Below are 10,451 nucleotides of genomic sequence, written 5' to 3' on the forward strand. Positions count from 1 at the left end.
ATCAAGCGATCTCCTCTTCACCAAGGTAGATGGCACGCACTTCCGCATTGCCACGAATTTCCTCGGGTGTTCCCGTCACCATGAGGCGACCGTAAACCAGCACGCTGATGCGATCAGCCAGAGCGAACACCGCGTTCATGTCATGTTCGACCAGCAAGATCGTGTACTTGCGTTTGAGCGACTTGAGCAGCGCCACCACCGCACCCGACTCCTGCACACTCATGCCAGCCATCGGCTCGTCCAGCAGCAGAAATTTTGGCCGTGCCGCAAGTGCCATGGCCAGTTCCAGCTGACGGCGTTCACCGTATCCCAGTTCCGAAGCCGGCGCATCAATGCGCGTGTTGAGCCCGGCGGCCTCAATCCCTTCCCGAGCCGCCACCAAGGCCTCACGGTCACCGAGCAAAGATCGCCAAAATTTGAACGCATGGGTGCGAGCACCCAAAGCTGCCAGTGTGGCGTTTTCCAACACCGTGAATTCATCGAACACCGAGGTGATCTGATAGGACCGCACCAAACCCATGCGGGCGCGCGCATTGATCCCCAAGGCAGTCACATCTTCATCGCCAAAGCGGATGCGCCCACTGTCCGAGCGAAGCTCACCCGACAGCTGGTTGATCAGCGTGGTCTTGCCAGCACCATTCGGGCCAATGATGGCGTGCAGTTCACCTTCCTTGACGTCCAGTGACACCTTGTCGGTGACCAGGATGGCGCCGTAGCGTTTGGTGATGGTATCGGTTTGAAGCAGTACCTTCATGCGCTGCGCTCCTTTTTCGCCAGCTTTTCCAGCCAACCTGTCAGGCCTGTTTTACCCAGCATGGCAACACCCAGAATGGCCAGACCAAACACGGCCATCCAGTGCTCGGTGGCGGCTTTCAGCAGCTCTTCAACGCCCAGAAATGCCATGGCACCCAAGAACGGCCCGAAGACGCTACCCAGCCCGCCCAACACGATCATGACAATCAGTTCACCCGACACCGTCCAGGCCATGCTGCTGGGCGATGCATAGGCATTCAGATTAGCCAGCAACATGCCCGCCATACCGCAAAAAATGGCGGAAATTGTGTAGGCGGCAAGCTGGTAGCGCTGCAAGGCCAAGCCCACGGACATGACCCGCCGGGCATTCTGGCGTCCAGCGCGCAAGGCCATTCCGAAAGGCGAGGACCGCAGTCGCATGACCCAGTAAGTCAATGCCACCAGCAAGCCCCAGGCACAGTAGTAAACCGACAACGGGGTGTTCAATTGCAAGCCAAGGAATTCACTGGCAGTGGCAATGCTCATGCCATCGTCACCGCCATACTGCTTCAGGCTGACGATGACAAAGTAGCCCATTTGCGCGAAGGCCAGCGTGATCATGATGAAAGCGATGCCAGACGTCCGCAGGCTGATCAGTCCGGTAAGCCCTCCCACCACCGCACATACCAGCACACAAATGCCCAAATGGATCCAGCCAGAAGACACACCATAGTAGGCCGGCAGCGAAACGCTGTACATGCCAATGCCGATGAAGAGCGCATGCCCCAGGCTGACCAAGCCGCCGAACCCCAGCGCAATGTTCAGCGCGCTGGCTGCGATGGCGTACACCAGGACGCGAGCGAAGAAGGCAACCCAGAAGTTGTCATCCAGTCCAATAGCAATCGGTGGCAGCACGGCCAGTGCCAGCAGCAGGAGTACCGGTATGAGTTGCGCCGGTCGAATCAGGTTTTTCATGACTTGGCCTTGTATGCGGGAAACAGGCCTTGCGGACGCCATGCCAGGATCACCGCCATCAGCAGGTAAATCAGCATGGATGCAAGGGCGGGACCGGCGGCGTTGGCGATCTCCCGATCGGCAAAGACGCGGATGAGCATGGGCAAAAAGGTTCGCCCCAGCGTGTCGACCAGGCCAACAATGATGCCGGCATACAGTGCGCCACGTACCGAGCCGATGCCACCAATCACAATCACCACCAGCGTCGTGATGAGCACGGGCTCACCCATGCCGCTTTGCACGGACAGGATCGGACCGGCCATGGCACCGGCCAGGGCAGCCAGGGCGGAACCCAGTGCGAACAGCATGGCGTTGAGCAGCCCGATGTTGACGCCCAAGGCGCCCACCATCTGCGGGTTGACCGAACCGGCACGTATCAACATCCCCACGCGGGTCTTGTGGATCAGCCACTGGCTGCCGGCGGCCACCAGCAGCCCCACAGCAATGATCAAGAAGCGGTAGCTGGGATAGGTAAAGCCCAGGAATTCGACGGTACCGGAAAGCGACTCGGGCAGCGAAACAAACATGGGCTGGGGACCCCAGATCATGCGCACCACTTCATTGAAGAAGAGCACCAGGCCAAACGTCGCCAGGACGTGATCAAGGTGGTCACGCCGGTAGAGCTTTGATACCGCTACCCGTTCCAGCACCAGGCCCACGACCCCACCCGTCACAACCGCTGCCAGCACCCCCAGGGCAAAGGAGTCAGTTCGCACGCCAACAACGGCCGCAGCGTAGGCGCCCAGCATGTACATCGAACCATGCGCCAGGTTGACGAAGCTCATGATGCCAAACACCAGGGTCAGGCCGGCAGCCAGCAGAAACAGCATGACGCCGTACTGCAGGCCGTTGAGCAACTGCGCGATGAGCAAGGTGGCTGACATCACTTAGCCTTGCACTGCGCGACGTAGGAATCTTGATGGTCGGGCAGTGGTGTGCCCAGCTGCTTGACGGTGACCGCACTGCCTTCCTTGACGGTCTGGAAGGCATAGTAGTTCTGCACCGGCATGTTGTTGGTGTTGAACCGGAACGGACCCCGGATCGACTTCAACTCGGCACCCGCAGACTTGACAGCGGCTGCGAATGCCGCCTTGTCGGAGGTGTTTCCCTTGACCTTGCGCACAGCAATGTCCAGCAGCTTGGCGGTGTCATAACCTACCGCAGCGTAATGGCTGGGAACACGACCGTATTTCTTGCTGAAGCTGGCAATGAACTCGGTATTGCCTGGCGTCTTCAGCGCCACATCCCACATGGCGCCCGAAATGGTTCCAACGGCTGCGTCGCGCAAGGAAGGTAGGGTGGTGCCGTCCACAGTGAAGGCAGAGAGCAGCGGGACCTTCTTCATCAGGCCGGCCTGGCTGAACTGCTTGACGAAGTTCACACCCATGCCACCCGGATAAAACACGAACACGGCATCGGGTCCGGCAGCCTGCAGTTGTGCGATTTCGGCGGAGTAGTCAGGCTGGTTGACCTGGGTGTACACCTCGTCGGCGACCTGACCCTTGAAATAGCGCTTGAAGCCGGCGACATAATCTTTGCCGGCCTGGTAGTTGGGTGCCATCAGATAGACACGTTTGTAGCCGCTGTCCTGTGCAAACTTGCCCATGGCCTCAGCGGTACCGTCGTTCTGCCAGGCCATCGAAAACACATTGGCCAGACAACCGGCACCGGCCAGCGGCGACGGACCTGCATTGGTTGCAATGGCGACCGTTCCAGACTCCACAATGCGCGGCAGGCTGGCCATCAGCACATTGGAAAATCCCAAGCCCACAATGGCGTCCACCTTGTCGCGGTCAATCAACTTGCGCGCAATCTGGTTGCCCAACTCGGGCTTGAGCTGGTCATCTTCACGCACGACCGTGACGGCCTCGCCGCCCAGCTTTTTGCCCAAGGCTTCGATGCCCAGCATGAAGCCGTCGTACTGGTCCTGGCCAACCGCGGCAACCGGCCCGGACAGGGGAGCGGTAAAGCCAATTTTGACCTCCGCATGGGCGGCGGACAGGCTCAGCACGGCCATGCTGCAGGCAATGGTCTTGACGATGGAATGAGTTTTCATGTTGTCTCCTAATAGTTCAGTAAATTGGGTCAATTCAGTCGAGTTTCAGCATCACGCGCATGTTTTCAATACGGACCGCGTAAGTCTTGATGTTCTCGGTCAAGGGGGCGCACAGCGCCTGGCCGGAGCACACGTCAAATTTCCCCTGATGCAGGGGGCACTCGATTTCGCGGCCTTCAAGAAAGCCGTCGCTCAAGCGCGCATGGCCGTGGGTGCAGATGTTGTCCGTTGCAAAGACCTCGCCGTCGACCTCGTACAGCGCAATCTCCTTGCCCGCCACCTGCACCGCCATCACATCACCTTCGGGAACATCCGCAAGTGCTGCTGCATCCATCCAGTTTTCAGCCATGGTGGGTCCTTAAATTGGATAAATGATGGAATTGGCGATCATTTCGCTGTCGTAGACGCAAAGTCGCGACTGAAACTTCAATCCTTCAGGCGTTCTCACGACAACATCGCGGTAATAACCAACATTGAAGACCGTCGAGTCACCATCAAATTTGGTGCGGATCACGGTGTAGTTGGCCTCCGAGGTGATGCGCTCACCGTAGATGTCCCGCTCCACGGACACCACGCGAGGCGTACCGACGATGTGACGCTGGTAGTAGGGGTCGTGGTACATCGTCTCCTTGACGCCGTACACCCGGTCGCGAATCATGTTCTTGCTCTCCAATGCCAACAGGCAAAGCGGCAAGCCCTGGTCGTGGTTTTCGCGCGGCTGAAGACGGTAGGTGCCTTCTTCCACAAAAAATTCGGGCCATTTTTCCCACTCAGCCGAGTCGCAGACCATGGCGTAGTCGCTGTAAAGGTTGAGCAGTTCGAAGTAAGTTTTGAAGTCAATCATGATTATTCCCCCATCACCTTGCGCCAGTAGTTGTACATGCCACGGATCAGGGTCTCGGTGACCATGTGATCGGTGTCGCCAATGTCGTATCCACCCATCTCGATCACGGTGCGGTGAGCCGGTTTTTGTTCAAAGCCCTCTTGCGACCATTCAATGACCTCGCCGTCGTCGGCAGATACAAAACCGGCAGGGCCAAACAGATTGGCCTGGATCAGGCGGCGCTCCTTCATCTCAGGTGTGTCATCGGCAAAGCCGAAGTGCGTCCAGACGAAATCAAAGGAGCCATGACCGTTGGGCTGGATGTGGCGGGTGGACACGCTGTTAACCTGCTGCTGAATGATCACGCTCGGAAAAATCGTGGTCATGACAGCAGTGGGGCCGCCCCACCACGGTTCGGGCACGATGTCCAGTAAACGCGGATCGTTGACCTTCATCTGGTCCTTGAAGCTGTCCACACCGGACACCACATCGGCGTTCTTCCCGCCCTGGCCGCGGGTGGAGATCATGGCGGCATGGCGGAACTTGTCGTCCATCTTCAATTCGGACTTGTTATCCGCGCGCCACAGGCCGAAGGTCGAGAACCAGGTGTGCAACAGGCCAGGGTGATACGGATCCTTGATGTTTTCCTGCATCAGCTTCCAGTTGCCCGGAATGCGCTGGCGCCGGTAGCCCAGAATCTCCAGCTTGCGGCCATCGAAGACGCGGTCAAAGTATTTGAGAATGGTGGGGCCGAGGAATTCCTCAAACGGTTCCACGTCATGGTCAAACGAGGCGAAAACCACACCGCCCCGTACCGCCACCTTGAGCTTGGTCAGCCCATGGTCGGCCACCTTGAAGTCTTTGGGCATACCGCCATTGACTTTCCCCTCTTGCTTGACGCCGCGAAGAAACGGCACACCCTGAAGGTCACCCTTGAGACTGTAATTCCATTGATGGTAGGGGCAGAAAAAGTCCTTGGCATGACCGTTTCGCTCACGGCAGAAACGCATGCCCCGGTGAGCGCAAACGTTTTCGATCACATTGACGCCACCTTCCGGATCACGCACCATGATGACAGAGCGCTCTCCAATCACAGTTCGCTTGAAGTCGCCTGTATTCGGGATTTCAGCCTCCAGGCCGACGTAGCACCAGTGTCCGTTATAGAACAGTCGGTCCAGTTCCTTCTTGTACACATCCTCTCGGGTATAGGCCCAGAAGGGCACCCTGCTGGTTCCTTCCCCCGGCCACGTCGGGCTTTCCGGGAATACGGTTTTTGTCTCACTCATTGCTTGTCTCCTCGAGTTGGGTTTGAGTTGGTAAATGCAGCGCCCTTCAGACGCCGCTGGGATAAAACGCGTCCGCGTGGACATGACCGGGCTCTACGCCCAGGCGGGTAACGAGCAGGTTGAGAGCCTCCACCATGGCAGGGGCGCCACACAGGTAGGCGCGCCAGCCGGCCAAGGTTCCGAGGTCCTTTTCAATGGCATCGGTGACCAGACCACTGCGCAGGCCTGCACCGGCAGCGCCGGTGGCCACAATGATGTGAACGATCACATTCGGATGCGCAACGGCCAACGCCTGCAGGCGCTCGGCGTCGTACACATCCTGTTCACTGCGCACGCCAAAATAAAGATGAATCGGGTTTTGCATGCCGGCCGCCAGTGCGCCACGCACGATAGACAGCACAGGCGCCAGACCGGTGCCCCCACCCACACAAAGCATCGGCCCGGTGTGTTTTTGCCGCAGGTAGGCGGTACCCAACGGGCCGCTGACGCGAATCGCAGCACCAACTGCCAGTTCGTCAAAGATGTATGCGGTGACGCGGCCATCGGGCACGCGGCGGATCTGAAATTCCATTTCGGCGTCACCACTCAAGCCGGCCATCGAGTAGGGCCGAATGTGTTCGGGCGTGAATTGCAGGGTGGCATACTGTCCCGCACTGAACTCAATGGGTTTGGCCAGCTTGACCCGGATGCGACGGATGTCATGGGTTGCCTCTTCGATTGCAGTGACGGTGCCCTTGACGATGCGCGCGGCATGCACCACAACCTCGTCCACCTCGGGCAATTCGATCACGCAGTTGTCGGTCAGCACCGACTGGCAAGCCAATATGTATTCGTCTTTTCCTGCTGCGTCGGGTCTGCCGGCCTCAGGGCCGCTGTTGCGCACCTGACCAGACAGCACACGGCAACGGCAGGTACCGCAGCGCCCCGACATGCAGCTGTAGGAAATTGGCAATTGGTTGGCTCTGAGCACGTCCAGCAGATTGCTTCCGCTGTCCACGTTCAGACGCACATTGAGAGGTTCTACGACGAGTTCCATATATTGAGGCTGATGCCTTTGTCTCCTGTTTGACGCAATTGTGGAGATTCATGCGATATAAGTCGATAAACTAAAACCAATAGATAGAATCACTATTGTGAATATTGGGGGTGTTGTATGGACTTGCGCGAAATTGACCTGAATCTCCTGGTTGTCTTCAATCAGCTTCTCCTTGACCGCAGCGTTTCCACGGCGGCGGAGAAGCTGGGGTTGACGCAGCCGGCCGTCAGCAATGCACTCAAGCGCCTGCGCGCCGTATTGAAGGACGAACTGTTTTTGCGCACCTCACGCGGCATGGAACCCACGCCGTATGCCCTGCATTTGGCAGAGCCCGTGGTCTATGCGCTGAACACACTTCAGACGGCATTCACCACACGCGACTCATTTACGCCGGAAACCAGCACGCGCAATTTCCAACTGGCAATGACCGATATTGGCGAAATGTACTTCATGCCGCCGTTGATGGTCGCGTTGTCCAAAGAGGCGCCCCATGTGCGGGTAAGTACGGTGCGGCCCAACACCGGAAACCTGAAAGAAGACATGGAGTCCGGCACGGTCGATTTGGCCCTCGGTCTGCTGCCCCACTTGCAGACCGGTTTCTTTCAACGCCGTCTGTTTCTCCACAAGTACGTGTGCATGTTTCGCAAAGGACACCCATTGGCCAGGTCGCCAATGACGCTCAAGCAATTTACCGAACTTGACCATGTTGGCGTGGTCGCTGCGAACACCGGACATAGCGAAATAGATGGCTTGCTTGAGCGCGCAGGCATCAAACGAAAGATGCGCCTGGTCGTCCCGCATTTCATTGCTGTGGGGCACATTCTTCAGAGCACTGATCTCATCGCCACTTTGCCGGAGCGGTTTGCCGAGCGATGCGAAGTGCCATTTGGTCTTGCTACATCCCCCCATCCGGTCCGTCTGCCAGACATTGCAATCAACCTCTTTTGGCATGCAAAGGTCAACAGGGATCCCGCCAACATGTGGATTCGACAGCTCTTTGTAAAACTCTTCGCAGATAGTGATGGCAAGCAATCCTTGCCACGTTCTGCACGGAGCACCATAAGTTCGAGGTGATTGACGGCGCATAGGCCGGTGAATATCAGAAGGCTGAATTATTTGATGCTAAGACCTCTGGAAACTTCCAGCGCAGAAATTGCCCGCCCCTGTACAGCCTGTCTTTGCGTGTTCCAACGGCAAGACCTCGTGCATCGCGCATGTGTGCGTCGTACCGGTTCAGTTCCTCCGAGATTGGTCCGGTGGGTGGCAGAAATTCAGCGATGACTCGCTCCTCGCGAAGCACCTCCAGCAGTAGCCCGAGCCCAGCTCGCAACTGATCGTGGCTTCTCAACGCCATGGCATGGCAATCACAGTTTGGCAGGTGAAAATTGAGAAATTGACTAACGCAATCCTCGTCGAGTTGGCTGGCCGTCAGAGTGCAGCGAGCCATCCAGTGGGCGAAATGCGCCAGGGCGTCAATGTGACTACGCGATGATTGCCGGGAGTAACTTCCTCGCTCAAGATTTGCCGCGTAGGCATCAACATGCGCGGCAAGCGGGCCGTCAAGTAGCCAGGTCTTGGCCAAAGGGGGTAACGAGTTGATCGAGTCCATGGTGGTCTCCAGTTGTGAAGCCACCACTCATGCGCCCATCCGGAAATTATGTAAAGCTCATCAAATCGTCAAATTCGGCTGTTCACAGTGAAGGCCGCCACCAATGAATCAAAACTGTTCATAACTGGGCACTGTGCATAAGGGTATCTTCAGCTCCCAAAATTTGTTGCTGGGCCACCTGCAGCTGGGAGCGTGCAGCGTCCAGATCAGTTTGCGTCGCCACGACCTTGGCCTGGACACTGGCAAGCCGGGATGCTTCGGCGCGAATCTGCTCTTGAACAGCCAGCAGATCCAGCAATCCGATCTCCCGAGCCTTTGCTGCCAGATCATCGTGCTTGGACTGCAGCGCCTGCATGTCGGCTTGGGATTGCTGCCGGTGAGCCTGCAATTCGGCTTCAAGCCGAGCCGCATTCGCCTTGTGTTCCGGACCTTTGAAATAGTCGCCCAAAGCCATATTCTTTCTCCCTTTGCCCGCTCTACTGCTGGCATGTTTGTCTCGGGATTATTACCTCGATTCCGCTGTGTCTGTTGTCGCATTTAGACGCAGCACCAGCCGGAATTCGGTTCCTTCAAGCATGACCCCAAAGGGCAACAAGGCGACCGCCACGAACTTTGGCTGACTGGCAAAGAAAATCGATTAATTGGATTGCTCGGAAGCTGACACGGGCGGCTGTCGGGTTCCGCTGCTGAAGAGTCAACAGATCTAGCACGGATTTCCACAATGCTTATCCTGCCACCCGTAGCCAAAGTAGGGCGGGTGCCCGCTCAGGCGGTTTCCCCCAGCCGCCCGTCGCGAAAATCACTCAGCGCCTGGTAAATCTCATCCTGCGAGTTCATCACAAAAGGGCCGTACTGAACAATGGGCTCCTTCAGAGGCTGGCCTGAAACAAGCAACACCCTGGCGTCAACGTCGGCCTTGATCACGACCCCATCAGCCTGCGCCTCATTGGCCAGAATGGCCATGCGCTGCGCCGGCACGGCCTTGCCGCCAATGCTGACCTCACCGCGGTAGACATACACAAAAGCATTGTGCCCCGCCGGCAATTGTTGGGCAAAGTGCGAGCCACCCGGCAGATGCAGATCCAGATAATTCGGCTGCGTGGCATCACGCGTCACGGCACCGGTGACGCCATGGCTATCCCCGGCAATCACGGTGACTTCCACGCCTTCTTCTGTGGTAAATTTCGGCAGATCATCAGCCTTGAAGTCGCGGTACCAGGGGGTGTTCATCTTGTCGCGTTTGGGCAGGTTCAGCCAGAGCTGAAAACCTTCCATCACACCTTCTTCCTGCTGCGGAATCTCGGAATGGATCACGCCCTTGCCGGCCGTCATCCACTGCACGCCGCCGTTTTCCAGCAGACCCTGGTGGCCGGCACTGTCACGGTGCAACATGCGCCCGGCAATCATGTAGGTGATGGTCTCGAAGCCGCGGTGCGGGTGGTCAGGAAAACCGGCGATGTAATCGTCCGCCCTGTCGCTGCCAAAGGCATCGAGCATCAGGAACGGGTCAAGCCGATGCTGCAGGTTCTGCGTCAGCACCCGGTTCAGCTTGACGCCGGCGCCGTCCGAGGTGCCTTGGCCGGCAACCAGCCGCTCCACGGTGCGAGAGACTTCAACCCGGTGTGGGTCGAGGGTGGTGTTCATTAACAATTCCTTCGTTGGGGCAGGGCGCCCATGGGCGCCCTGCCAACTTGATCAAGGGTGCAAGAATAAATTCAGGCGCGGCGTGCATCCAGACTCCAGGCGCCAGCGCCGTTGGCGGCAATCGCCAGCAAGCCACCGACCACCGCGATGTTCTTGAAAAACAGCAGTTGCTGCATGAAGGCCTGGTCAGCCGGCACACCCCAGTAGGCGTGGAAGAAGAAACTGGCCACCAGCGTGAATGCCGCCAGCAC

At 57.9% G+C, this 10,451-nt stretch carries 12 protein-coding genes and 1 pseudogene; 1 reads left to right on the forward strand and 12 read right to left on the reverse strand.

What is annotated here, in order from left to right; genetic code table 11:
* Position 1: 1 nt before the first annotated feature.
* From NDI87_RS01175 to NDI87_RS01210, 8 genes are read right to left on the reverse strand one after another with little or no spacing between them, the layout of a single operon-like run.
* Positions 2 to 754: an ABC transporter ATP-binding protein gene (locus tag NDI87_RS01175; RefSeq protein WP_296272965.1), complete on the reverse strand. Its 753-nt coding sequence runs from the start codon at positions 752 to 754 to the stop codon at positions 2 to 4.
* Positions 751 to 1,707: a branched-chain amino acid ABC transporter permease gene (locus NDI87_RS01180; protein WP_296272966.1), complete on the reverse strand. Its 957-nt coding sequence runs from the start codon at positions 1,705 to 1,707 to the stop codon at positions 751 to 753. Before NDI87_RS01180 ends, NDI87_RS01175 begins: the two co-directional genes overlap by 4 nt.
* On the reverse strand, positions 1,704 to 2,630 hold the full coding sequence (locus NDI87_RS01185; protein WP_296272967.1) for a branched-chain amino acid ABC transporter permease: 927 nt from the start codon (positions 2,628 to 2,630) through the stop codon (positions 1,704 to 1,706). Before NDI87_RS01185 ends, NDI87_RS01180 begins: the two co-directional genes overlap by 4 nt.
* Positions 2,630 to 3,802: an ABC transporter substrate-binding protein gene (locus tag NDI87_RS01190; RefSeq protein WP_296272968.1), complete on the reverse strand. Its 1,173-nt coding sequence runs from the start codon at positions 3,800 to 3,802 to the stop codon at positions 2,630 to 2,632. Before NDI87_RS01190 ends, NDI87_RS01185 begins: the two co-directional genes overlap by 1 nt.
* Positions 3,803 to 3,836: 34 nt before the next feature.
* Positions 3,837 to 4,151, reverse strand: coding sequence for a naphthalene 1,2-dioxygenase/salicylate 5-hydroxylase systems ferredoxin NagAb (gene nagAb, locus NDI87_RS01195; protein ID WP_296272969.1), 315 nt, complete (start codon positions 4,149 to 4,151; stop codon positions 3,837 to 3,839).
* Positions 4,152 to 4,160: 9 nt separating this feature from the next.
* Positions 4,161 to 4,646 carry a dalicylate 5-hydroxylase small oxygenase NagH gene (nagH, locus tag NDI87_RS01200; protein ID WP_296272970.1) on the reverse strand — a complete coding sequence of 162 codons (486 nt, stop codon included), beginning with the start codon at positions 4,644 to 4,646 and terminating at the stop codon, positions 4,161 to 4,163.
* Positions 4,647 to 4,648: 2 nt separating this feature from the next.
* Positions 4,649 to 5,911 (reverse strand): salicylate 5-hydroxylase large oxygenase NagG, encoded by a 1,263-nt coding sequence (nagG, locus tag NDI87_RS01205; protein WP_296272971.1) that lies wholly within the window; start codon positions 5,909 to 5,911, stop codon positions 4,649 to 4,651.
* Between the two features lie 46 nt (positions 5,912 to 5,957).
* Entirely contained in the window at positions 5,958 to 6,947 is a 990-nt protein-coding gene (locus NDI87_RS01210) for a 2Fe-2S iron-sulfur cluster-binding protein (protein ID WP_296272972.1), read from the reverse strand.
* Between the two features lie 117 nt (positions 6,948 to 7,064).
* Here NDI87_RS01210 and NDI87_RS01215 point away from each other — a divergent pair, with 117 nt between their 5' ends.
* Positions 7,065 to 8,021: a LysR family transcriptional regulator gene (locus NDI87_RS01215; RefSeq protein ID WP_296272973.1), complete on the forward strand. Its 957-nt coding sequence runs from the start codon at positions 7,065 to 7,067 to the stop codon at positions 8,019 to 8,021.
* A 25-nt stretch (positions 8,022 to 8,046) separates the two neighbouring features.
* Here the strand turns inward: NDI87_RS01215 and NDI87_RS01220 are convergent, their stop codons facing one another.
* The 4 genes and pseudogenes from NDI87_RS01220 to NDI87_RS01235 all read right to left on the reverse strand — a co-directional run.
* Positions 8,047 to 8,556, reverse strand: a complete 510-nt coding sequence (locus NDI87_RS01220; RefSeq protein ID WP_296272974.1) for a hypothetical protein — start codon at positions 8,554 to 8,556, stop codon at positions 8,047 to 8,049.
* Between the two features lie 118 nt (positions 8,557 to 8,674).
* On the reverse strand, positions 8,675 to 9,010 hold the full coding sequence (locus NDI87_RS01225; protein WP_296272975.1) for a hypothetical protein: 336 nt from the start codon (positions 9,008 to 9,010) through the stop codon (positions 8,675 to 8,677).
* Positions 9,011 to 9,321: 311 nt separating this feature from the next.
* The gene (locus NDI87_RS01230; RefSeq protein ID WP_296272976.1) at positions 9,322 to 10,200 is read right to left on the reverse strand and encodes a pirin family protein; all 879 of its coding nucleotides are present in this window, start codon (positions 10,198 to 10,200) and stop codon (positions 9,322 to 9,324) included.
* Between the two features lie 71 nt (positions 10,201 to 10,271).
* Positions 10,272 to 10,451 (reverse strand): annotated as a pseudogene (locus NDI87_RS01235) (DoxX family protein); the annotation flags it as partial.

This window comes from Rhodoferax sp., from assembly GCF_023701345.1.
Lineage (GTDB): Bacteria > Pseudomonadota > Gammaproteobacteria > Burkholderiales > Burkholderiaceae_C > Rhodoferax.